Consider the following 23,494-nt stretch of genomic DNA (forward strand, 5'->3'; position numbering starts at 1 on the left):
TTCAGAGATGGGACTGGTCGTTGGTTTCAAAGACCTGTGTGCACGGCTTGGGCGCCATGCGTTTGCTGGCAAACACCACCAGTGCCTGATAGGCCGACGGCAGGCAACGGGCGAGCAGGTCGAGAAAATAGGCGTCGCGGCCGATCAGCACACGGCGCTTGTTTTTGCGTACACCTAGCAGGATCACTTTGGCGGCCTGGTCGGCGTCGGTAATGAACAGCTTTTCGAAATCGGCGCGGGCCTGTTGTTCGCTGTGGATGAGGAAACCGGTCATGTTCGCGTCGATACGGCTGCTGCGGCAGATATCAGTACGAATACCACCGGGGTGCACACAGGTGGCCGATACGCCGCAGCGTTGCAGGTCGAGTTCCTGGCGCAGAGCCTCGGTGAAGCCGCGCACAGCAAACTTGGTGGCGTTGTAACCGCTCATGCCGGGTTGGGCGAACAGGCCGAACACGCTGGAAGTATTGACTATGTGGCCTTCGCCGCTGGCCTTGAGATACGGCAGGAACGCCTTGGTGCCATGCACCACGCCCCAGAAGTTGATGCCGACGATCCATTCCAGGTCGGCGTAGTCCACGCCTTCGACGGTACTCGACAGCGCCACCCCGGCATTGTTGAACACCAGGTTGACCTGGCCATGTTCCGCGGCACAGCGTGCAGCCCAATCCTGCATGGCTTGGCGGTCAGAGACGTCCAGCACCTGCGTGGTAACGGTCACGGGCGACAAGGTCGATGTGCGGATCAGCTCCAGGGTCTGTTCCAACCCCTGGTTGTTCTTGTCGGCCAAGGCCAGGTGGCAGCCTTCGCGTGCCAAGGCTAAAGCCAATGCGCGGCCCATGCCGGAGGCTGCACCGGTGATCGCCGCAACGCGGCCATTGAATGACTTCATGACAGGCTGCCTTCTGTGGCGGAGTGAGGGGCTGGTACGGGACGTGGCAGAGCGGGCGCCGGCAACGGGCTGGCGACGTAGTCCTTGAGCGCAAAGTGACGGGTGAGCTGTTTGAAACGCCAGGTAGAACCGGGCCACAGCGTGGTGTTCTTGCCGGTGCGTGGGTCCAGGTACCAGCTCTGGCAGCCGCCGGTGTTCCAGATGGTGCGCTTGAGCTTGTCCTGCAACTGGTGGTTGTAGGCGTGCTCTACGGCGGGTTTGACCTCGACCGTGGCAATGCGCTGGCGCCGCATATGTTTCAAGGCATCGAGGATGTAGGTGACCTGAGCTTCGATCATCAGGATCATCGAGTTATGCCCCAGGCCGGTGTTGGGTCCGACGATCAGAAACAGGTTGGGATAGCCCGGCACGGTGGTGCCTTTGAAGGCATGGGCGCCGTCGCTCCAGGCGTCCATCAGGTCGATGCCGTCGCGGCCGATGATGCAGTCTCGCGGCAAGGGGTCGCTGGCCTGGAAGCCGGTGCCGAAGATCAGGCAGTCAGCGGGATGCTTGATCCCGTCGGCGGTGATCACACCATCAGCTTCGATGCGCAGCACCCTGTCGGTGACCACCTCGACATTACTGCGCGACAGCGCCGGGTAGTAGTCATTGGAGATCAGCACGCGCTTGCAGCCGATGGTGTAGTCCGGCGTCAGCGTCTTGCGCAGGGAAGGGCGGGCCACTTGTTTGCGCAGATGCCGCAGGGCGATTTTCTGCACCATCTTCATCAGGCGTGGGTGCAAGGCAAAACCCACCACCCGGCCTTCCAGTGCCCAATAGAACGCGCCGCGCACCAGCTTTTGGGTGAACGGCAAGTGTTTGAACAGCCAGCGTTCAAGCGTTGAAATCGGCCGGTCCGGTTTGGGCATGATCCAGGGCGGCGTGCGCTGGAACAGGTCCAGGTGCGCCACTTGTGGCGCGATCTGCGGCACGAACTGGATGGCACTGGCGCCGGTGCCGATCACGGCCACGCGCTTGCCTTTCAAAGAGTAGTCATGGTCCCACTGCTGGGAGTGAAAACGCTTGCCCTTGAAGCTGTCCAGCCCCGGGATATCCGGCAGCGCCGGGCGAGACAGCCCGCCCATGGCCGAGACCAGCACCCGTGCGCTGACTTGGCGGCCATTGCTGAAGCTCAGGTGCCAGCGCTGCTGTTGCTCATCAAACACCGCACGTTGCAGGGCCATGCCAAAACGCAGATAGGGCGCCAGCTCAAAACGTGTGGCGCAGTGTTCCAGATAGGCGCGGATCTCAGGTTGTGTCGCGAACTGTCGCGACCAGTTCGGGTTAGGCGCAAAGGAAAATGAATACACATGGGACTGCACGTCACAGGCGCAACCCGGGTAGTGGTTATCGCGCCAGGTACCGCCGAGGGTCTCGGCCTGTTCGGCGATGAAGAAGTCGGTGAGCCCGGCCTCCTTGAGCTTGATCGCCATACACAGGCCAGCGAATCCCGAGCCAATGATGGCAATGTCAATTGAATCACTGTGGGCAGTCATGGGCGTGCCTCATAGATAGAAAGCGGGTGGGCATCGGATGTGCTCCTCTTTTTGTTTTGTCTTTTAGATAGAACACCATTGCAAAGGAAAATTGAATTAATTATTTTAAAAAAGATTTTAAATAATCTACCTGAAAATTTCGCCTACGCTAGGACCTTGTTCCGCATGTGCGATTTGTCCGACGGACGAGCGTGGTATGCAGGGCGTCCAGGTCCAAGGGGTGGACGATGGCTGAGGCCCTGATCAATTCCGGTCGGGTCGCCAGCAGCAGGGAAGCAGAGGACCGAGCTATGGCTGTGGAATGGGTTGTCGCTGCGGGTGTGCTGGCCGGCGCCAGCGCGGCGTTATGGGGCTTGAGTGCCTGGATGACGCGGCGCATTGAAGCGCGGGTTCCGATCAACGGGCGTTTCGTCGAGGTGGATGGCGAGCGCTTTCATTATGTCGAAGAGGGCAAGGGCCCGCCGCTGGTGATGATCCACGGGCTGATGGGCAGCAGCCGTAACCTCACGTATGCCTTGTCCGGTCAGTTGCGAGAGCATTTTCGCGTGATCACCCTCGACCGGCCGGGGTCAGGCTATTCCAGCCGACACAGTGGCACGGCCGCAGACTTACCGGGTCAGGCCCGACAAATCGCGGCCTTTATCGACACGCTCGACCTGGGCAAGCCGTTGGTGCTGGGCCATTCCCTGGGTGGCGCGGTTGCTCTGGCGCTGGCCCTCGACCATCCCCATGCGGTATCCGGGTTGGTACTGGTAGCGCCTTTGACTCACCCGCAACGCATGTTGCCGCTGGTGTTCCTGTCATTATCGGTGCGCCCGGCCTGGCTGCGACGCTGGATGGCCCACACCCTGACGATGCCCGTTGGCCTGCTGAGTAAAAATGCAGTGGTCAAAGGCGTCTTCGGCCCCGATGCCGCACCGCCGGACTTCGCCACCCGGGGCGGCGGGCTGCTGGGCATGCGTCCAGACAACTTCTATGCCGCGTCCACCGAAATCAACCGGGTCAACGACCACCTGCCCGACATGGTCAAGCGCTACCCGCAACTGACCTTGCCCATCGGGCTGATCTATGGCACCCGCGACAAGGTGCTCGACTTTCAGAAACACGGCCAGGCCCTGGCGAGCAAGGTGCCAGGGCTGAAAATGCAAGTGGTCGAAGGCTGTGGGCATATGTTGCCGATCACCGCGACAGAGCGAGTGGTGGCGCTGGTGGAGCAGGTCGCCAAGCGCGTCAGGCCCGGGGCAGGCATCCGGCTGTTGCACCCTCCCAAGGCTCTGGCGAGTAGATAAGGGTGCACCCGACTCGCGGTTCAAAGGCGTTGATGCCTGTCCTAGACACCTGACCAGACGGCTGAAAAAGAGACTGCCCGGTCACGGTAAAAAGGGCGGGAGAAACTAGTTGACGACCTAACGATTCCGCGCTATTTATTTAAAAAATTATTTCAATGTGTAATTTGAAATTATTTTTGAAATGCCTAAGAGCGAATAAAATAATGAAAAAAACGCCTTTTATCGCATGGTTGATTTCTCGGGGCAGTCAGCGCTCCGTAAACCTGTTTGCTGCCCCAATGCACACCGGATGTGTACGGAGGTTGCCATGAATCAGACCCTGGCCGCCCCGCACGTCTGGACCGACGCAAAGCGCCACCTGTGGTGGCTCGGCATCATGCCACTGGCAACCCCCTTGCTCTCTGGCGCCCTGGCGATCGGCACCGGCGTACAGCAATTGTGGTGGGTGGGTGTGCTGGTGATCTTCGGCTTGATCCCCCTGATCGACGGCCTGCTCGGCGAAGATGTCAGCAACCCGCCTGAATCTGCCGTCAGCAACCTTGAATCCCAACGTTACTATCGCTGGATCGTCTACACCGGCGTGCTGTTTGTGATCTCTTCAGTGATTATCACCGGCTGGCTGGCCGCCGGTGGCATCGACTGGATCATCAACGGCGGCCTGCTGAACGCCACGGCCACACTTGAGCCGTCGAGCTGGCTGGCCAAGGCTGCTGCATTCGTCACCGCACGCACTGAACTGCATGGCCACATCAGCGTGTTCACTTACCTGGGTATGGCAATGTCCACCGGCGCTGCCACGGGCATCGCGATCAACACCGCCCATGAACTGGGGCACAAACCCAAGCCCCTGGAAGTGTTCCTGGCCAAGGTCACCCTGGCGCCGACGTTCTACGGGCACTTCTACACCGAACATAACCGCGGCCATCACGTTCGGGTCGCCACCCCGGAAGATCCCGCCAGTTCGCGGCTGGGGGAAAGTTTTTGGGCATTCCTGCCGCGTTCGGTGTGGTTCAGCGCCGTGTCGGCCTGGAACCTGGAGCGCGAACGCCTGCGCAAACTCGGTTTGCCGGCCTTGCACTGGAAGAACGCCGTGCTCAGTGCCTGGATGTACAGCGTGGTGTTGTGGGGCGCGATGATTGCCTGGTTGGGCGCGGCGGTGATTCCGTTCCTGATCATCCAGGGCGTCTACGGGTTCTCGTTGCTGGAGGTGGTGAACTACGTCGAGCATTACGGCCTCAAGCGCCAGAAGTTGCCCAATGGCCGTTACGAACGCTGCTCGCCGCGCCATTCATGGAACAGTAACCGGATTGTCACCAATATCTTCCTGTTCCAACTTCAGCGGCATTCCGATCACCATGCCAACCCCACGCGCAGTTATCAGTCGTTGCGCCACTTCGATGAGTCACCGCAACTTCCGTATGGTTACGCGAGCATGATTGTCTGGGCCTATGTGCCTTACCTGTGGCGACGTCGTATGGACCATCGGGTACTCAATCATTATGCCGGGGATATCACCCTGACCAATCTTCAACCGTCACAGCGTTTGAAGTATCTGGAGAAGTACAGCAACAGCGCCAAGCCGTTTTGAAATGAAGTAAGCAGTACGTGCGTACTCGGGATCTGTGTATCGCGCAGGTCCTTGTCGCCCCCAGTATCAGGTGCAAGAACGTGGTTTGACCCTACAAAAATAATTTCAAGGGAAGGACGTACACCATGCAAAGTTCTGCCAAGTTCACCGCCCATATCCTGCTGGCAGCGATGGGCCTGATTGTTTATCACCAGGCCCAGGCTGCCCGTATCGAACCTGCCGGCAGTGCCTTCACGGCTCAAGGGCCCATCAGCTTTTCCAAAGGCAAGCTGATCAGCGCCGACTGCACGATCAAGGTGGCCGGCAAGGTCGCGGCCGATGGCTCATCGGTGAATGTCGATAAAGTCGAGTTTGACGGTGGCCTCAAATGCAGCCGTGTCGAAGCGATCAATTTGCCTTGGGTGCTGGTCGCCAAAGATACAAAGAGTGGCTCGATGTCCAGGATCAGCGTCGATGTGCACGCCTTTGGCCTGGGCGGCAAGTGCGGCCCTTCAACCGCCGACGGTACTTGGGATAACGCCACCGGCAAGTTGGAAGCCGCCAATGTTGCTATTGGCGAAGACTGCAAGATCAACACGGTATCCATCAAGATGCCGCCCAACTTCAAAGTGGTCGAATAAACCGTTCCAACTGTTGCAGCGGTAAATGCATTGAAATTTGGCTGGAAAGGGAAGTTCTGCAGTTTCACCGTGACCTCTCGATCATGGCCATTACCCCTGGCGAAATGAATCGCCATAACATGTGAGGAAAAACAATGAAAAGCTTGAAAACTCTCGTGTCGTTGACTGCCCTGGCTGTTTGCATGGGTGCTGCTTCGATGGCCAGTGCGGCTTCAATCAGCCCGGAAGGCCCTTTCACCACGACCGCAGGCTCCATCGTGGTGCAGTCACCGTCGTCGTTCGGGGGCTCTGTGACCTGTGGCATTACCTTCAGCGGCAATGTCAGCGGCGGCGTTGCGACTATCAACAATGCCTCGCTGACCGGCGGTGGCCTGTGTGCATTGCCCACCTTGAAAAGCATCCCGTCGCCAGGCTGGAAGCTGACGGCCTTGTCGGGCACTACCGGCCAAGTAGAGAACGTTGGTTACACCATTAAAAAGACCATCGTAATCCCAGGTACCGACTGCGGTCCATCCACTATCAGCGTGGCCTGGAATGCTGCGACTCACACGCTTACGGCTGCCAACCAGGCTCTGAGCGGTGGCTGCAACGTGGTCTCGCTGACCACCACTGCTGCTGGCCTGACCGTCAATCCATAACGGCTGCTTGTTGCTGGATAAAGGGTTGATCACCCGCTGAAAGGCCGGTACCTCGCCAGAGGTGCCGGCTGACGTGGAAAGCCGGCCATGCCGGGAGCGCATAATAATAAGGAGTGCCGCATGATCAGTAAGAAACAACAGGCTCAAACACTGCTGGGGCTGGCAATATTGGGAGGCTTGATGACGACTGCGCCCGTGCAGGCGGGTGGTTTCTCCACGCCGACTTATGGTGCTCCAGGCTGGGGCCGGGCATTCGGCGGCGGCTCTCTGTTCAAGAATGATCCAAGCTCTGCCTACAACAACCCGGCGGCCATGGCGTTCGTCGACCAGTCCGTGGTTCAACAGACCGTTGACTATGCTCGGGTCAAAATCAAATACAGCGGCCAAGCCTATGATTACACCGGTAACCCGGTCAGTAATACGGCGGTAATGCCTGATGGCAGCTTTGACCCCAGCACTGCAGCACTCAATAACAACGATGGCGGCCAGGGTGGTTTCACCGCCTGGTTGCCTACCGGCTTCCTCGTTATTCCAATCGGTGACCGCTTTGCATTCGGCCTCAGTCAGGTCGTGCCGCAAGGTATGCGCACCACCTGGAATGAAAACTCCAAGTTTCGCGACTTCGCCGTGGACACCAAAATCGAGACCGTCGGTCTGACGGGCTCCTTATCCTTCAAGGTGCGTGACGACTTCTCCATCGGGGGGGGCCTTATCGTTCAGCGCAGTCAAGGCTTCGTCAGCCAGAATGTTGACCTGTTTTCGGCCGCGTCAGTCTCACCAGGCTTGGGTAACGGGGCATTTCCGGCGGGCGTCGGCACCGCGCTGATGCGGGTGAAGGTCGATAACATCTCCACTGGCTGGTTTACCGGTGTTGTCTGGAAGCCGACTGATCGAGACTCGCTGGGCCTTAACTATCACGCCAAAATCAAAAACAAGCTGACAGGCAAATACAGCGTCCGGGCTGATGCCTTGAACAATGGCCTGATGACTGACGATACGATCTTCGGTAACGGCAAGACGCTGGTCGAAACGGCTTATCCGGGCCTGACGCTGTACCCCGGTGGCGCCCATGCCAGTACTCAGTTGGATATTCCAGCCACCGCGGCGCTCGACTGGGTGCACCAGTTCAACGACCGCTGGACCTTGGGTGTCAGCGCCATGTGGACCCAGTGGTCGTCCTTCAAGGACCTCACGCTCAAGTCTCAGGGTTCGACTATCGTCGCCATTCCCTATAACTACAAAGATGCGTGGATGTACTCGGTGGGGGGAGATTTCAAGGCAACGGACGAGCTGACCTTGCGCGCTGGTGTGGCCTATGACCAAACGCCAACCCGCAATTCGACGCGCGATCCGCGTATTCCTGACGGTGACCGTTATTTTCTCTCTTTGGGTGCGGGCTACGATATCAAAGCCGTTCCTGGCTTGACTCTGGACGCCGCGTACTCGCATCAATTTGTCGAGAAGGTCAACATCAAGACCCAGAACGTAGACCGACTGGGCGGTGGCAGGCTTGACGGCAAGGCCGAGTCCTCAGGCGATATTGTCAGCCTGTCAGCCACGTACAAGTTCTGAGCCCACCCTGACAGCGAGTACCAGAGCATCTGGTGCTCGCTGCTCAACGATTTTGATAACTGTTTTGAGGCCTTCGTTCGGCCTCAAATTATTGCGCTCAATGACTAAATAAAAATTTCAAAACAAAATTTGAATTTAGTCATTCAAGTTTGTAGTGTGGTTTTACGCCGCCGCGCAGCTCGACCTGCCTGTGCTTTGGCCACATCTCGAATCAAGTAGAGGTATCCCTATGCTTATCTGGTTATTGGTGGGTTTCGCAGCAGCGATTGCCCTGGCGTATCGACAAGCCGCCGCTACCCTGTGGCTGGTCACTGGCCTGGTTTGGCTGGCAGCGGGTTACCTGTTCAACGTCGTGGCCGGCCTGGGCACCGCCGTCGCGGCGGTACTGGTGGTGTTGCCGGCCCTGGTGCTGGCGCTCAAACCCCTGCGCCGCACGCTGTTGACCAGCAAGGCCCTAGGCCTGTTTCGCACGATCATGCCGGCGATGTCCGACACCGAGCGTGCGGCCATCGAGTCCGGCACTGTGTGGTGGGATGCCGAGCTGTTCAGCGGCAAGCCCAACTGGCAGCGCCTGTTGCAAGCCGCGCCGGCCAGCCTGAGTGCGGAGGAGCAAGCCTTTCTCGACAATGAGGTCGAAACCCTGTGCGACATTGCCAACGACTGGGAAACCACCCAAGTCTGGCAGGACATGTCCCCCGAAGGCTGGCAATACACCAAGGACGCCGGGTTCCTCGGCATGATTATTCCCAAGCAGTACGGAGGCAAAGGCTTCTCCCACTACGCCCACTCCCAGGTGGTGATGAAGCTGTCGACTCGCTGCTCGGCGGCGGCGATTTCGGTGATGGTGCCCAACTCCCTGGGCCCGGCCGAATTGCTGCTGCATTACGGCACCGACGCCCAGCGCAATTACTACCTGCCGCGCCTGGCGCGGGGCGAAGACATCCCGTGTTTTGCCTTGACCAGCCCGTATGCCGGCTCTGACGCGGGTGCGATCCCGGACCTGGGCATTGTCTGCAAAGGTCTGCACGAAGGCGAAGAAGTGCTGGGTTTCAAAGTGACCTGGGACAAGCGTTACATCACCCTTGGCCCGATTGCCACGGTATTGGGCCTGGCATTTCGCGCCGAAGACCCGGACGGCCTGCTGGGCGCGGCCGGTTCCCTGGGTATTACCTGTGCGCTGATCCCGACTTCTCATCCAGGGGTGAACAGCGGTCGTCGTCACTGGCCGCTGAATGCGGTGTTCCAGAACGGTCCTACCACCGGCAAGGACGTATTCATTCCACTGGAGTGGGTGATTGGCGGCCGTGAACAAGTCGGTAACGGCTGGCGCATGTTGATGGAGTGCCTGGCCGCGGGCCGGGCGATTTCCCTGCCTTCGGCTAACGTTGGCCTGGGCAAGGTCGCCGTGCGCGGCACTACAGCCTATGCGGCGATGCGCAAGCAGTTCGGCTTGCCAATCGGCAAGTTCGAAGGGGTGCAGGCTCCGTTGGCGCGCATGGCCGGGCACCTGTATGCCTGCGATGCGGTGCGCAAGGTATCGGTAGCGTCCCTGGATGCCGGCGAGAAACCTTCAGTGATCTCAGCCATTGCCAAATACCACGTCACTGAGCGCGCGCGCCTCATCGTCAACGACGGCATGGACATTGTCGCCGGCAAGGGTATCTGCATGGGGCCCAATAACTTCCTCGCCCGTGCCTATCAGCAAAGCCCCATCGCCATTACGGTGGAAGGCGCCAACATCATGACCCGCTGCCTGATCATCTTTGGTCAGGGCCTGATTCGTTGCCACCCCTATGTGTTGCGCGAAATGGAAGCGGCGCGCAACCCGGACCGGCGCAAGGCGCTGGAAGACTTCGACAGCGCGATGTTCGGCCATGTGAGTTTTGTACTGGCCAACACCGTCCGCGCAGCGGTGCATTCCCTGACTGGCGGGCGCCTGCTTGCCGCGCCTGCCAAGACCGACCCGGCGCTGGCGTCCTACTACCGTCAGGCCAATCGGCTGTCGGTGGTGCTGGCGTTGATCTCGGACATTTCCATGGGCGTGCTTGGGGGTGCCCTCAAGCGCAAGGAAAGTATCACCGGGCGTTTGGGGGATATTCTGTCGCAGCTGTACATCCTGTCGTGCGTGCTCAAGCGTTTCGAGGACGACGGCCGGCCCCAGGCAGATCTGCCGCTGGTGCATTGGGCGGCGCAGGACGCGTTGCTGCGCGCCCATGAAGCCTTGGCCGAAGTGCTCGACAACTACCCGTCGAAACCAGCGGCGAGGGTGGTGCGCGCGTTGAGTTTTCCGTTTGGCATTCCCCTGCACAAACCGTCGGATCGTCTGTTGGCGCAAGTGGCCGATGTGGTGCAAACCCCAGGGGAAACCCGCGACCGCTTGCTGGCCAATTCCTACATACCGCGCCCGGAAATCGACAAGCTGGCCTACGGCGAATTGGGCTTTCGTTTACTGCCACAGGTGGAGTCGATCGAGGCTCGGCTTAAACCCGCCATCAAGCAAGGTTTGCTTGGCCCGCTGCCGATTTCGGCCACGGCCTTTACCGAATGGCGCGTCAAGGCGCGGGCGCTGGACTTGATCAGCGACGACGAGGACGCCTTGCTGGGCCGCTACGTGGAATACGCCGATCACGGTATCCAGGTGGATGACTTCCCCCAGGATTTTGGTTTGCTGGAGGCGTTGCAGCAGCGCAAGCAGGCGCTCGAACCGGCCGCCAAACGGCGCAGCAGCCAAAGCGAAAACGCCCCGGTGAATTGACAGTGTGGGAGGGGGCTTGCCCCCTCCCACATTTGATTGGGTTTACAAGGCAAATGTGTGGCGTGAGTGAGTGCTTACCATGAGTGACAACTACCTTTCATTCGTCAACTCCCCCTGGGGCCGTCACCTGGCCCAGGCTATTGGCTTGCCGCAACCCTTGGCGCTGCAGCGTCATCGCAGCGGCCAGGCCGGGCTGGCCAACCCGGTGATCATCGCCGGGGCAGGGCGCCTGGCGGCGTCGGTGCAGCGTATTTTCAGCGCCACCGACACCGTCGCCGCCACGGCGGCAACCCTCAAGGCGCCGTCCACGGTCAAGGTGCAAGGCGCAGTGTTTGATGCCAGTGGCGTGGTCGATCTGCAACAGTTGGACGAGCTCTACCTGTTCTTCCACGCCAACGCCAAGCGCCTCGGTCAACATGGCCGAGTGGTGGTGCTCGGCACTGCGCCGGAACACAGCAAGGACTTGCCCCAGGCCATCGCCCAACGCGCCCTCGAGGGCTTGGTGCGCTCGCTGGCCAAGGAGCTGCGTCGGGCGATCACCGTACAATTGTTGTATGTGGCGCCGGGTGCCGAGGAGGCATTGGACAGCAGTTTGCGCTTCTTCCTCTCACGCCGCTCTGCCTATGTCTCGGGGCAGGTGGTGCGCCTGGAAAGACCTGTGGATGGCAACACCACCGTCAATTGGGACAAACCCTTCGCCGGTCGCCGTGCCTTGGTCACCGGTGCTTCCCGAGGCATCGGCCTGGCTATCGCCCAGGTGCTGGCGCGTGACGGCGCCCATGTGGTGTGCGTAGACGTGCCCCAGGCCCAGCAAGCCTTGCAACAGGCCGCCGCCAGCGTCGGCGGGTCGGCCTTGCCCCTGGACATCACCGCCGCCGACACCGCCGCGCTGTTGCAAGCCCATGTCAGCCAATACGGTGGCTTTGATGTGGTGGTGCACAACGCCGGGATCACCCGTGACAAGACCATCGCCAAGATGACCGAAGCCGCCTGGCGCAGCGTGATGGCGGTCAACCTGCAGGCACCGTTGCAGCTCAGTGAAGCCTTGCTCGACAACCAGGGCATCAACGCCGGTGGGCGCATCATCTGCGTGTCGTCGATCTCAGGGATTGCCGGCAACCTGGGGCAAAGCAACTATGCCACCTCCAAGGCGGGCGTGATTGGCCTGGTGCAAGGTCTGGCACCGCGTGCGGCGGCCCGGCAGGTCACAGTGAATGCGGTGGCGCCCGGCTTTATCGAGACCCAGATGACCGCGAAGATCCCGTTGATGATCCGTGAGGCGGGGCGGCGCATGAATTCATTGTCTCAGGGCGGGCAGCCCATTGATGTGGCCGAGACTATCGCCTGGCTCGCTCATCCTGCGTCGGGCGGAGTGAATGGCCAGGTCGTGCGAGTGTGTGGCCAAAGCCTGTTGGGAGCCTGAAGCGATGGACTATGTGACGCAGATTATCGACCCGCCGCCGTCGCGCACGCAGCTGCTGCTCGACGGTATGCGTGCTATGCGCAAGCCCAAGCTCGACGGTGCGCCGCAGTTACCCACGGCGTGCCTGGTGCGCTCTGCAGTGGCGCTTTCCCCCGCGGGTATCGCCGCTTACGCACGGGCCTGTGGCTTTCGTCCCGAACAGGGCGTGCCGCTGTCCTACCCCCATGTATTGTCCTTCCCCTTGCACTTGATGCTGCTGACCCGGCCAAGCTTTCCGTACCCGGCCAGCGGCATGGTGCATCTGGCCAATCGTATTCGTCAGCACCAGCGCCTGCACCAGGGCCAGGCGTTGCGCGTGGAGGTGTACTGCGAGCGCTGGGTCGCGCATCCCAAGGGGCAGGCACTGAGCATCGCCACCCGTGCCTTCAGTGCGGGCGCGCTGGTGTGGGAAAGCGACAGCCTGTACCTGCGCCGTAACGTCAACAACCCCGTGGGTGAGCCATGGAATGACCCATTGCCATTGCAGGAGGAAGGCTTGTTGCGCACCCAGCGCTGGGTGCTTCCCGCCGACCTGGGGCGACGCTTTGCCAAGGTCTCGGGGGATTTCAATCCGATTCACACCTCGGTCATTGGGGCCAGGCTTTTTGGTTTTCGCCGTGCCATCGCCCATGGCATGTGGACGCTGGGCCGTGCATTGGCGGCGCAACAACCGCCCGGTGGCCTGGAGCAGGCGCAAGCGCATTGCGATTTCAAGTTGCCGATTTTCCTGCCTGGCCAGGTCGCCCTGTGGAGCCACCCGGTGACTGGCCCACGCCGTGAGTTCGAAGTGCGCAATTTCGCCGGGGACAAACCCCATATGCGCGGGCTGTTTATTTGGAAAGAGAACCAGTGATGAGTGACTACAGCTTCAACCCGGCGCCAACTCGCCGCGTGGCGATTATCGGCGGCAATCGCATTCCGTTTGCTCGCTCCAACACGGTGTATGCCCATGACAGCAACCAGGATCTGCTGGTCGCCGCTCTCCAGGGCCTGGTCGACCGTTACAACCTGCATGGCCAACGCCTGGGCGAATTTGCCGCCGGGGCAGTGATCAAGCATTCGCGGGATTTCAACCTGGCCCGTGAAGCGCTGTTGTCCACCACACTGTCGCCGCAAACCCCGGCCTATGATGTGCAGCAAGCCTGCGGCACCGGGCTTGAAGCTGCGCTGCTGGTGGCGAATAAAATTGCTCTAGGCCAGATCGAAGTCGGCATTGCCGGTGGCGCCGACACGACCTCCGACGCGCCTATTGGCATCAACGAATCCTTGCGCCATACCTTGCTTGCGGCCAATCGCGCCAAGGGCATGGGCGACAAGCTCAAGCAACTCCTCAACGTGCGCCCGTCGATGTTGTTCAAGCCGCTGCTGCCGCGCAATGGCGAGCCGCGTACGGGGCTGTCCATGGGCGAGCACTGCGAAGAAATGGCCAAGCGCTGGCAGATCAAGCGCCTGGCCCAGGACGAGTTGACCCTTACCAGCCACCAACGATTGGACGCGGCCTACAACCGCGGTTTTTTCGACGACCTGATCAGCCCCCATCGCGGCCTGGCCCGCGACAATAACCTGCGTGCCGATATCAGCCTGGATAAACTGGCGGGCCTGTCGCCGGTATTCGACCGCCAGAACGGCACCCTCACTGCCGGCAACTCCACGCCCTTGACCGATGGCGCTTCGGTGGTGCTGCTTGCCAGTGAAGAATGGGCCACCGCCAATGGCTGGCCGGTGCTGGCCTACTTGCGCACGGGTGAGACGGCGGCGGTAAATTTTGTCGACGGCACCGAGGGCCTGCTGATGGCACCGGCCTACGCCGTGCCGCGCATGTTGCAACGGGAAGGCTTGAGTTTTGCCGACTTTGATTTATTCGAGATACACGAAGCGTTTGCCGCCCAGGTGCTGTGTACGCTCAAAGCGTGGGAAGACCCTGAATATTGCCGCGAGCGGCTCGGCCTTGAGACGCCCTTGGGCACCATCGAGCGCAGCAAGATGAACGTCAACGGTGGCTCACTGGGCTGCGGCCATCCGTTCGCGGCCACTGGCGGTCGGCAATTGGCGGCGCTGGCCAAGGCGATCCATGAACGCGGTGGTGGCCGCGGCCTGATCTCGATCTGTGCGGCGGGTGGATTGGGCATTACCGCCATCGTCGAAAAGTAACGCTTTTAAAAACAACAATAAGGACACTGCCATGAACGCTATCAGCCTGGAACACACCGAACGTATCTGGTTGAACACTTACCTGCCCGGCGTTCCAGCCGATATCGAGACCGGGATCGAGGAGTATCCGTCGCTGCGTGAAGTGTTCCTGGAGCATCTGGAAAAATTCAGCGAGCGGGTGGCCTACGTCAGCATCGGCACCGAAATGACCTACGCCGACTGGCGGGTTCAGGGCATCGCCTTTGCCGCTTGGTTACAGGGCCAGGGCGTAAAGAAGGGCGACCGCGTGGCGCTGATGATGCCCAACTGCTTGCAATACCCGATCTGCCTATTGGGCACGATCCTGGCCGGTGCCGTGGTGGTCAACGTCAACCCGTTGTACACCGCCCATGAACTCAAGCACTTGCTTAAGGACAGCGGCGCCGAAACCGTGGTGATCTTCGAGAACTTCGCCCACACCCTGGAAAAAGCCATGGCCGGCAGCAGCGTCAAGCGCGTGGTGCTCGCGGCTATCGGTGATTTGCTGGGGACCTTCAAGGGCGCGGCGATGAACTTTATCCTGCGCCGCGTGCAGAAGCAGGTGCCGGCTTTCAAGCTGCCCGGCGCGCTGCGCTTCAAGCAGGTGCTTGAACAGGGCAGGGGGTTGCACCACTTGCCGGTTGCATTGGATCGCGATGAACTGGCCTTCCTGCAGTACACCGGCGGCACTACCGGCGATGCCAAGGGCGTGATGCTCAGCCATCGCAATATCATTGCCAACCTGCTGCAAGCCAAGGCCTGGGTCGGCGACCAACTGGACCAGCAGAAGCAGGAAACCAATGTGACCCTGCTGCCGCTTTACCACATCTTTTCGCTGACCGTGAATTGCCTGATGTTCATGTGCCTGGGCGGGCGCAATATCCTCATCGCCAACCCGAGGGACGTGAAGCGGGTGCAGATGATCCTGCGCAAGGAGCGCTTCAACGGGATTGCCGGGGTTAACACGCTGTTTAATGGCTTGCTGGAGAACAAGGAATTTTGCTCGCGGGATTTTTCCGACCTGCGCCTGGTGATCGCCGGCGGTATGGCCACCCACACCGCGGTGGCCAAGCGCTGGAAGGAGGTGACCGGGCTGCCGATCATCGAAGGCTACGGGCTGACCGAGTGTTCGCCGGTGGTGAGCATCAGCCCTATCGATATTTCGCGTATGCGCGAGATGGAATTTACCGGCAGCATCGGTGTGCCGTTGCCGTCGACCTGGGTGCGTTTCATGCGCGAAGACGGCGAGCTGGCTGACATCGGCGAGCAAGGCGAGCTGCAAGTACGCGGCCCGCAAGTGATGCAGGGCTACTGGAAGCGGCCCAAGGAAACCGCTGAGGTATTGGATGCCGACGGTTGGTTGTCCACCGGTGATATCGGGGTGATGGACGCGCGCGGCTATATCCGCCTGGTGGACCGCAAGAAGGACATGATCCTGGTCTCGGGTTTCAATGTGTACCCCAATGAAATCGAGGACGTGGTGGCGATGCACCCGGGTGTCGCGGAAGTGGCGGCGATCGGTGTGGAAGATGCCGTGAGTGGGGAGAAGGTCAAGATCATCGTGGTGCGCAAGGATCCGGCCCTGACCCAGGAGCAGATTCTTGCGCATTGCCGGGAATACCTGACGGGGTACAAGGTGCCCCGGTATGTGGAGTTCCGCAGTACCGAGCTGCCCAAGACGACGGTTGGCAAGGTACTGCGGCGCGCATTGCGCTGACTCGGTTTACCGGGGCTGGCCAATCGTCAGAGGTAACCATCTTCGGGGAAATTGAGACCAATGACATCCTGGCTGTGGATCGGTCGGATGCTTTTGATCAAGAAATCAGTCTTGCCATTTCCCGTCAAATCGACACCGAGGAAGTACCTATTGGTTTTTGGGTTGAATGTCAGGATGGTATCGCCCGGTTGTCCGCTGTACTGACTGACGTAGTTGAGTTGGACTTGCGAATTTTCGCTCAGGCTGCTCAAGTCGATTTTGTCTTGGCCTGTGGTGAAGTCCATAAGCAAGTCAGCGTTGTTGCGCGGGGAGTCGCCGGCGGCATGATAAGTAAACGTGTTGGAGCCACCGTTGCCGGTCAGTATGTCGGCTCCGCCACCTCCAGTCAGGACGTTGTCCGCACTGTTTCCGGTAATACGATCGTTGCCTGTGCCGCCTTTCGCGTTTTCGATAAGGGTTTGGGCGCTGATGTGCACGTTGTTAGTCAAACCACCCACGCTGGAGCGTGAATCCGGGGTCAGGTTGATTCGCTGGTTTTGCGCGAAGCCAGAGAAGTCCAGCGTGTCATTGCCTTGTTTGTCGTGCACGCTGAAACCGGGCCTGTCGGTGGGAGACGTAAGGCTGGTTTCGGGCTTGCCCGTGTTGGAGTTGAAGCCGTAGACAGTGTCGGCGGCTGTGGATTTCGCAAGTGGAGGCGTAACCGGGGGTGGCGTCGTGGGTACCGGAGCGGGAACGGAAGGGCGTGTAGGTTTTGATTCAGGTAGCACCACTGGGGTGGCATTCGTCAAAATATCTGTGGGCTTTATGGGCTTTTCACTCAGGATCACCAGCATGGAATAGGGGTCGCCAGTTACATTCATGATCAGCCTGTAGCGCTTGATACTCTCATCGTAGTCCAGCGTCAGTTCGCCTTTCTTCCCCGTGTGCCAGTCAACAAGCTTGGGTTTCTGGATGCCCGCATCTTTCAACATGGTTGACAGGTCAATCTTGTCGATGCCACTTGTGAAGTCTGTGAGTGTATCGGGGTTTTCACCAGGTGAGTCGCTGACACTATTATATACAAACGTATCTGCGCCACCTCCACCGGTCAGCGTGTCGCCGCCAGCACCTCCCCTCATGCGGTTGTTGGCATCATTGCCGATCAGCACGTCGTGCCCCGAGCCGCCAATGGCATTTTCAATAACAACGCCCTTGGCGATTGATACATTACCCTGACGGCCGCCGACATCTGAGATTTTTCCCGCGTTCAAGTTGATCCTTTGATCTTTTTTGAATCCGGAAAAATCCAGAGTGTCTTCGCCGCCGTTATCCCAGATACAAAAGAACGGCAAGTCGTTGGGGGAGGTCAACGTGTAGTGGTCGCGCTCTGTGTTGGAGTTGAAACCGTAGGTCGTATTGCCTTTACGGGTTTCGTCGTTGGCCTTGTATCGCAAATGAGCGCCGGCAATATCGTGCATCATCGGGGTTTGGGAAGAGTCCGATACGAACGAGTTTTTATTATTTTCATTGGGGCGAAACAGGCTGAAGTTATAACTCATAGTGCTATAGACGTCGCTGCTTTGAGGGAGGTCAAGATCCGGATGCTCAAGTCCCAAGGTGTGCCCGATCTCGTGGACCATTGCCGCATGCAGCCCGGCCCCTTCATTTTTTCCGATATTTACGTCCTGAGCGCCGTAAGCATTTGGCAACGTAGCGTCACCGCCCCCACCTGAGACTTCCCGAACTGACAGGTGAGTGTCAGCATTTTTGCCATTTTCGACAAAATTGACTTTTATAACATCTTCCCAAGACCGAAGTGCCTGCCTGAATGCTCTCTTTTTGGTCTCGCTGAATTCGGTAAATGCATAGGACACAGTGAGTTGTCCGTCACCATTGCGATCTTGTATTTTATAGTTGCTGCGAGTGAGACTTTTAGCAACTTCATTGGGAGGATCGGAAGAGAGTGAGTTGCTAGCGGATAAGTTGGAAGTTTCGGTTGTTACAGGGAGCGATTTTGCGGGCGGGCAGTAAGCGCGAATCGACGACATGATTGAGACCCTTGAGTAAGTGGGTATTAGTTGCTGGCCATGCTTGCAATTGATGTTGAAGGCGGGGGGTAAGTTAGACGCTTTTGGGAGGCTGCTCTAGGGGTACAGTATTTCGATATATGATTGTGTTGTTAGGTAACTGTGATCATGTTGCTAGTGTGCTAAGTGTTGTCGGAATAATTACTTTGTGGGGGAGGTGCCAAGATAGTTAATCGAAGGGCGAGCGTTATCTTGTCAGATGGAATGGGCGTTGAATGGCTCGTGCTCTCATATTTTCGTTATTTAGAAAACAAGCACTGAGTGCGTGCAAAGAACATGCAACAGTGAGTGACGTCGCCCGTAGACAGGGCGACGTGATTAATTATTTGCACCGTGATTGATTAAAGTGCGCTGACCTTGACCCAGCGCTCCTCCAGGGCTGCCACGCGAATCGCTGTCGCCAATCGCTCTACCTCCCATGCAGCCTCAAAGTCCGTGCCATCCGCACCTTGCCCCGCCAGCGCCATGATCAATTCCTGCACCTCCAGCGTCTTCAGCTCGTTGTAGCCCAACTGATGCCCCGCCGCCGGGCTGAACGCCGCATAGCCGGGCAGCGTAGGGCCTGCCAACACGCGTTGAAAGCCGTCCTGGCCGACGCGGTGCATGCGCAGTTCATTCAAGCGCTCCTGATCGAACGCCAAGGTGCCTTTGGTCCCGCTTATTTCAAAGCACAGGTGGTTTTTGTAGCCGTGCTTGAGCCAGCTGCTGCTCACCGTGCCGCGCGCACCGTTGGCGAAGCGCAGCAGGGTGTGCACCTGGTCATCCACGGCGATGGATTTCAAATCAGCGCTGCCTTGGGTCGCGGGACGCTGAGCATGCACGGTCTGGGTATCGGCACACACACTGACCACATCGCCCACCAGGTAACGCGCCATCGACAGCAAATGGCTGCCCAGGTCAGCCAGAGCACCACCGGCGTGTCCCACTTCGCAACGCCACGACCACGGCGAGACCGGATCGGCCATGAAGTCTTCGCTGAACTCACCCTGGAAGCTGATGATCTGGCCCAGCTCACCCCGGGCTAGCATCTGGCGCGCCAACACGATCATCGGGTTGTGCTGGTAGTTGTAGCCCACTCGCGTCACCACCCCGGCGTTGCTGGCTGCACGGCGCATGGCATCGGCTTGCTCCAGGCTGATGGCCAGGGGTTTCTCGCAATACACCGCTTTGCCCGCCGCAATCGCGGCCATGGCCATGGGGTAGTGCAGGTGGTTGGGGGTGGTGATGGCCACGACATCGACCTTGGGGTCCTCGATCAGCGCCTGCCAATCACCATGGGCCTGGGCAAACCCCCAGGCCGTGGCGCAGCGTTGGGCTCGCTCGGTGTCGGCATCGGCCAGGGCAGCAAGCTTTAGCTGTACCGGCAACTCGAACACTGTGCGCGCGTTATTGAACGCTAACGCGTGGGCACGGCCCATGAAGCCTGTGCCGATCAAGCCGATTCCGAGTTCACGCATAGCCGTGGTCCTTTGATTATTGTTTTCAGGGATGGCATTAATGGAATAAAAATTCGCAAATATCAATAGTTGGAATAAAAATTCACTCATCACTTCAGTTGATATGAACCTATTCAGCCGTAGCCAAACGCCGCCAGTTAACAAAAGATAACGTAGCGCCGATTGTCAGACGATTCCAAAGCCCGATAGGATGGCCCGTGCTGACTCCAGGCGCTCTAGATTGCAGGTTTCAACGTCCTGGAAGATAAGCCGACCTAAAAATAATAAATGGGAGAAAGGTCTATGAGTGAGCCTGTCATGGGTTGGGTAGTTTGCCGCCCACGCGCCGCACGCAGGGTTGCGTTGCTGGCCACAGCGCTCTCGCTGCTTGCCGGTGCGGTGTTGTCTACGCCCGTACTGGCCGCCAGCGATACCTCCGCCGCCGCGGTATTTGCGATTCAATCCCCCAAGGCCGCCAAAGGCTTGATGATCGATGTGGTTCACGCCGGCAAGCGGCTGGTGGCGGTCGGTGATCGTGGGCATATCCTGTATTCCGATGACCAGGGCAACACCTGGACCCAAGCCAAAGTTCCCACCCGGCAACTGCTCACGGCGGTGTTTTTCGTCGATGACCAACAGGGCTGGGCTGTCGGCCATGATGCGCAAATTCTTGCCAGTTCCGATGGCGGCGCCACGTGGACCCAGCAATATGAAGACCTCAAGCGTGAAGCGCCGTTGCTCGATGTGTGGTTCAACGATGCCAAGCACGGACTGGCCGTCGGCGCCTACGGTGCGTTGATTGAAACCACCGACGGCGGCACCACCTGGGCCGACGTCAGTGACCGCCTCGATAACGAAGACCAGTTTCACCTCAACGCTATCGCCCGGATCAAGGACGCCGGCCTGTTTATCGTCGGCGAACAGGGCAGCATGTTCCGCTCCAGCGACGATGGCCAAACCTGGGAGAAACTCGAAGGCCCCTACGAGGGCTCGTTGTTTGGCGTGATCAGTACGGCGCAGCCGCAGACCCTGCTGGCTTATGGCTTGCGCGGCAATCTCTACCGCTCCACGGATTTCGGCAGCACCTGGGAACAGGTCGAACTCAATGCCACACGCGGTGCGCTTGAGTTCGGCCTGTCTGGCGCCACCTTGCTTGATGATGGCGCCATCGTCGTCGTCGGCAACGGTGGCAGCGTGGTGGTCAGCCATGACGACGGCCAGACGTTCAGCGTGTTCAATCGCCCGGACCGGATTTCACTCTCGGCAGTCACAGCCGCAGGCAATGGCAACTTGATTCTGGTGGGGCAGGGTGGCGTTCGTGTCGCCACGCCAGCCGGCGCCGAACTCGTAAAACAATAAGAAGGGCGGGGAACGCATGAGCAGTCATCACAACGATAAAGCGACCTTTCTTGAGCGCCTGATTTTTAACAATCGCCCGGCGGTGATCGTCATCTGCCTGCTGGTGAGTATTTTCCTGTTCTGGCAGGCGACGTTGATTCGCCCGTCTACCAGCTTTGAAAAGATGATCCCCCTCAAGCACCCCTTCATCGAAAAGATGATGGAGCACCGCAACGACCTGGCCAACCTGGGCAACACCGTGCGCATTTCGGTGGAGGCCAAGGATGGGGATATCTTCACCAAGGACTATATGGAGACCCTGCGTCAGATCAATGACGAGGTGTTCTACATCTCTGGCGTCGATCGTTCGGGCCTCAAGTCGCTGTGGAGCCCCAGCGTGCGCTGGACCGAAGTGACCGAAGAAGGCTTTGCCGGCGGTGAAGTGATCCCGCAGAGCTACAACGGCTCGCCGCAAAGCCTCGACCAACTGCGCAACAACGTGCTCAAGTCCGGCCAGGTCGGGCGTTTGGTGGCTAACGATTTCAAGTCGAGCATTGTCGATATCCCGTTGCTGGAGTCCTACCCGGACCCGCAGGACCAGGGCAAGCTACTGGCCCTGGACTACCAGAAGTTTTCCCACGAGCTTGAGGACAAGATCCGCAACAAGTTCGAGGCGCAAAACCCTAATGTAAAAATCCACATTGTCGGCTTTGCCAAGAAAGTCGGAGACCTGATTGACGGCCTGATCATGGTGGTGCTGTTCTTTGGCGTGGCCTTTGGCATCACCCTGATCCTGTTGCTGTGGTTCACCAACTGCCTGCGCAGCACCATCGCGGTGTTGAGCACCACATTGGTGGCGGTGGTATGGCAGTTGGGCCTGATGCATGCCGCCGGTTTCGGGCTGGATCCCTACTCGATGCTGGTACCGTTCCTGATCTTCGCCATCGGTATTTCCCACGGCGTACAGAAGATCAACGGTATCGCCCTGCAGTCCGGTGAGGCCGACAACGCCCTGACGGCTGCGCGCCGTACCTTCCGGCAACTGTTCCTGCCGGGAATGATCGCGATTCTCGCGGATGCGGTCGGCTTTATTACCCTGCTGATCATTGATATCGGCGTGATCCGTGAACTGGCCATCGGCGCGTCGATCGGCGTGGCGGTGATCGTGTTCACCAACCTGATCCTATTGCCGGTAGCGATTTCCTATGTAGGGATAAGCAAGCGCGCCATCGCCAAGAGCAAGAAAGACGCGAACCGCGAACATGCGTTCTGGCGCCTGCTGTCCAAATTCGCCAGCCCGAAAGTCGCGCCGGTCTCGATTTTCCTGGCCTTGGTCGCCTTTGGCGGCGGCCTGTGGTACAGCCAGAACCTGAAGATCGGCGACCTCGACCAAGGCGCACCGGAACTGCGCCCGGACTCGCGCTACAACAAAGATAACAACTTCATCATCAGCAACTACTCCACCAGCTCCGACGTGCTGGTAGTGATGGTCAAGACCCGTGCCGAAGGCTGCTCGCGCTATGAAGCCATGGCGCCCATCGACCAGTTGATGTGGAAGATGCAGAACACCGAGGGTGTGCAGTCGGCGATCTCGTTGGTGACCGTATCCAAACAAATGATCAAAGGCATGAACGAGGGCAACCTGAAATGGGAAACCCTGTCGCGTAACCCTGACGTACTGAACAACTCCATCGCCCGTGCCGATGGCCTGTACAACAACAACTGTTCCCTGGCGCCGGTGCTGGTGTTCCTCAACGATCACAAGGCCGAAACCCTCGACCGTGCGGTGCACGCTGTGCAGGACTTCGCCAAGGAAAACAACAAGGACGGCCTGGAGTTCATCCTCGCTGCTGGTAACGCAGGGATCGAAGCCGCCACCAACGAAGTGATCAAGGAGTCGGAACTGATCATCCTGATCCTGGTGTACCTGTGTGTGGCGACCATGTGCATGATCACCTTCCGGTCCTGGGCGGCGACTTTGTGCATTGTGCTGCCGCTGGTGCTGACCTCGGTGCTGGGTAACGCGCTGATGGCGTTCATGGGTATTGGCGTCAAGGTTGCGACCTTGCCGGTGGTGGCCCTTGGTGTGGGGATTGGCGTGGACTACGGTATCTACATCTACAGCCGTCTGGAAAGTTTCCTGCGTGCAGGTTTGCCGCTGCAAGAGGCGTACTACCAGACGTTGAAGTCCACCGGTAAAGCTGTGCTGTTCACCGGCCTGTGCCTGGCCATTGGTGTGTGTACCTGGATCTTTTCGGCCATCAAGTTCCAGGCCGACATGGGCTTGATGCTGACCTTCATGTTGTTGTGGAACATGTTCGGCGCGTTGTGGCTACTACCCGCACTCGCGCGGTTCCTGATCAAGCCTGAGAAACTGGCGGGGCAGAAGGGCAATTCGTTGTTTGCGCATTAAGCCA

General features: G+C 59.2%; 16 protein-coding genes. 12 read left to right on the plus strand and 4 right to left on the minus strand.

Annotated elements, in window-relative coordinates; all coding sequences use genetic code 11:
* Position 1 precedes the first annotated feature (1 nt).
* Both TK42_RS20370 and TK42_RS20375 read right to left on the minus strand, forming a co-directional pair.
* Positions 2–892 (minus strand): SDR family oxidoreductase, encoded by an 891-nt coding sequence (locus tag TK42_RS20370; RefSeq protein WP_103734974.1) that lies wholly within the window; start codon positions 890–892, stop codon positions 2–4.
* Positions 889–2,427, minus strand: a complete 1,539-nt coding sequence (locus TK42_RS20375; protein ID WP_103734975.1) for an NAD(P)/FAD-dependent oxidoreductase — start codon at positions 2,425–2,427, stop codon at positions 889–891. Before TK42_RS20375 ends, TK42_RS20370 begins: the two co-directional genes overlap by 4 nt.
* Before the next feature lie 290 nt (positions 2,428–2,717).
* Between TK42_RS20375 and TK42_RS20380 the strand changes: the two genes are divergently transcribed.
* The 10 genes from TK42_RS20380 to TK42_RS20425 all read left to right on the plus strand — a co-directional run bounded on the left by TK42_RS20380 (position 2,718) and on the right by TK42_RS20425 (position 16,237).
* Entirely contained in the window at positions 2,718–3,716 is a 999-nt protein-coding gene (locus TK42_RS20380) for an alpha/beta fold hydrolase (protein WP_032881324.1), read from the plus strand.
* Between the two features lie 307 nt (positions 3,717–4,023).
* Positions 4,024–5,304, plus strand: coding sequence for an alkane 1-monooxygenase (locus tag TK42_RS20385; RefSeq protein WP_103734976.1), 1,281 nt, complete (start codon positions 4,024–4,026; stop codon positions 5,302–5,304).
* Positions 5,305–5,429: 125 nt separating this feature from the next.
* Complete coding sequence (gene praA, locus TK42_RS20390) at positions 5,430–5,924, plus strand: alkane oxidation protein activator PraA (RefSeq protein WP_078821199.1); 495 nt, start codon at positions 5,430–5,432, stop codon at positions 5,922–5,924.
* Between the two features lie 134 nt (positions 5,925–6,058).
* The gene (gene praB / locus TK42_RS20395) at positions 6,059–6,562 is read left to right on the plus strand and encodes an alkane oxidation protein activator PraB (protein WP_032880810.1); all 504 of its coding nucleotides are present in this window, start codon (positions 6,059–6,061) and stop codon (positions 6,560–6,562) included.
* Positions 6,563–6,682: 120 nt separating this feature from the next.
* Positions 6,683–8,134 carry an outer membrane protein transport protein gene (locus TK42_RS20400; protein ID WP_103734977.1) on the plus strand — a complete coding sequence of 484 codons (1,452 nt, stop codon included), beginning with the start codon at positions 6,683–6,685 and terminating at the stop codon, positions 8,132–8,134.
* 229 nt (positions 8,135–8,363) lie between these two features.
* Positions 8,364–10,889 carry an acyl-CoA dehydrogenase gene (locus TK42_RS20405; RefSeq protein ID WP_103734978.1) on the plus strand — a complete coding sequence of 842 codons (2,526 nt, stop codon included), beginning with the start codon at positions 8,364–8,366 and terminating at the stop codon, positions 10,887–10,889.
* Between the two features lie 79 nt (positions 10,890–10,968).
* A complete protein-coding gene (locus tag TK42_RS20410) occupies positions 10,969–12,312 on the plus strand; it encodes a 3-oxoacyl-ACP reductase (RefSeq protein WP_103734979.1) in 1,344 nt (447 codons plus the stop codon).
* Between the two features lie 4 nt (positions 12,313–12,316).
* The gene (locus tag TK42_RS20415; RefSeq protein WP_103734980.1) at positions 12,317–13,204 is read left to right on the plus strand and encodes a MaoC/PaaZ C-terminal domain-containing protein; all 888 of its coding nucleotides are present in this window, start codon (positions 12,317–12,319) and stop codon (positions 13,202–13,204) included.
* Positions 13,204–14,502, plus strand: a complete 1,299-nt coding sequence (locus TK42_RS20420) for an acetyl-CoA C-acetyltransferase (RefSeq protein WP_103734981.1) — start codon at positions 13,204–13,206, stop codon at positions 14,500–14,502. Before TK42_RS20415 ends, TK42_RS20420 begins: the two co-directional genes overlap by 1 nt.
* Positions 14,503–14,533: 31 nt before the next feature.
* The gene (locus tag TK42_RS20425; RefSeq protein WP_103734982.1) at positions 14,534–16,237 is read left to right on the plus strand and encodes an AMP-binding protein; all 1,704 of its coding nucleotides are present in this window, start codon (positions 14,534–14,536) and stop codon (positions 16,235–16,237) included.
* A 26-nt stretch (positions 16,238–16,263) separates the two neighbouring features.
* On the opposite strand, the gene TK42_RS20430 is transcribed toward TK42_RS20425, so the two are convergent.
* The gene (locus tag TK42_RS20430) at positions 16,264–18,264 is read right to left on the minus strand and encodes a M10 family metallopeptidase C-terminal domain-containing protein (RefSeq protein WP_103734983.1); all 2,001 of its coding nucleotides are present in this window, start codon (positions 18,262–18,264) and stop codon (positions 16,264–16,266) included.
* Positions 18,265–18,644: 380 nt separating this feature from the next.
* On the minus strand, positions 18,645–19,760 hold the full coding sequence (locus TK42_RS20435; protein ID WP_103734984.1) for a Gfo/Idh/MocA family protein: 1,116 nt from the start codon (positions 19,758–19,760) through the stop codon (positions 18,645–18,647).
* Between the two features lie 297 nt (positions 19,761–20,057).
* On the opposite strand from TK42_RS20435, the gene TK42_RS20440 reads away from it, so the two are divergent.
* Together TK42_RS20440 and TK42_RS20445 are read left to right on the plus strand one after the other, a co-directional pair.
* A complete protein-coding gene (locus TK42_RS20440; protein WP_103734985.1) occupies positions 20,058–21,098 on the plus strand; it encodes a YCF48-related protein in 1,041 nt (346 codons plus the stop codon).
* Positions 21,099–21,114: 16 nt separating this feature from the next.
* Positions 21,115–23,490 carry an RND family transporter gene (locus TK42_RS20445; protein WP_103734986.1) on the plus strand — a complete coding sequence of 792 codons (2,376 nt, stop codon included), beginning with the start codon at positions 21,115–21,117 and terminating at the stop codon, positions 23,488–23,490.
* Positions 23,491–23,494: the final 4 nt, after the last annotated feature.

Source organism: Pseudomonas sp. GZJR-8 (assembly GCF_002916705.1).
Classification (GTDB): domain Bacteria; phylum Pseudomonadota; class Gammaproteobacteria; order Pseudomonadales; family Pseudomonadaceae; genus Aquipseudomonas; species Aquipseudomonas synxantha_A.

Bases quoted from the DNA above. Each gene is read 5' to 3' on its own strand.
- TK42_RS20370 (WP_103734974.1), bottom strand. From the start codon at position 892: ATGAAGTCATTCAATGGCCGCGTTGCGGCGATCACCGGTGCAGCCTCC.
- TK42_RS20375 (WP_103734975.1), bottom strand. From the start codon at position 2,427: ATGACTGCCCACAGTGATTCAATTGACATTGCCATCATTGGCTCGGGA.
- TK42_RS20380 (WP_032881324.1), top strand. From the start codon at position 2,718: ATGGCTGTGGAATGGGTTGTCGCTGCGGGTGTGCTGGCCGGCGCCAGC.
- TK42_RS20385 (WP_103734976.1), top strand. From the start codon at position 4,024: ATGAATCAGACCCTGGCCGCCCCGCACGTCTGGACCGACGCAAAGCGC.
- praA (WP_078821199.1), top strand. From the start codon at position 5,430: ATGCAAAGTTCTGCCAAGTTCACCGCCCATATCCTGCTGGCAGCGATG.
- praB (WP_032880810.1), top strand. From the start codon at position 6,059: ATGAAAAGCTTGAAAACTCTCGTGTCGTTGACTGCCCTGGCTGTTTGC.
- TK42_RS20400 (WP_103734977.1), top strand. From the start codon at position 6,683: ATGATCAGTAAGAAACAACAGGCTCAAACACTGCTGGGGCTGGCAATA.
- TK42_RS20405 (WP_103734978.1), top strand. From the start codon at position 8,364: ATGCTTATCTGGTTATTGGTGGGTTTCGCAGCAGCGATTGCCCTGGCG.
- TK42_RS20410 (WP_103734979.1), top strand. From the start codon at position 10,969: ATGAGTGACAACTACCTTTCATTCGTCAACTCCCCCTGGGGCCGTCAC.
- TK42_RS20415 (WP_103734980.1), top strand. From the start codon at position 12,317: ATGGACTATGTGACGCAGATTATCGACCCGCCGCCGTCGCGCACGCAG.
- TK42_RS20420 (WP_103734981.1), top strand. From the start codon at position 13,204: ATGAGTGACTACAGCTTCAACCCGGCGCCAACTCGCCGCGTGGCGATT.
- TK42_RS20425 (WP_103734982.1), top strand. From the start codon at position 14,534: ATGAACGCTATCAGCCTGGAACACACCGAACGTATCTGGTTGAACACT.
- TK42_RS20430 (WP_103734983.1), bottom strand. From the start codon at position 18,264: ATGTCGTCGATTCGCGCTTACTGCCCGCCCGCAAAATCGCTCCCTGTA.
- TK42_RS20435 (WP_103734984.1), bottom strand. From the start codon at position 19,760: ATGCGTGAACTCGGAATCGGCTTGATCGGCACAGGCTTCATGGGCCGT.
- TK42_RS20440 (WP_103734985.1), top strand. From the start codon at position 20,058: ATGGGTTGGGTAGTTTGCCGCCCACGCGCCGCACGCAGGGTTGCGTTG.
- TK42_RS20445 (WP_103734986.1), top strand. From the start codon at position 21,115: ATGAGCAGTCATCACAACGATAAAGCGACCTTTCTTGAGCGCCTGATT.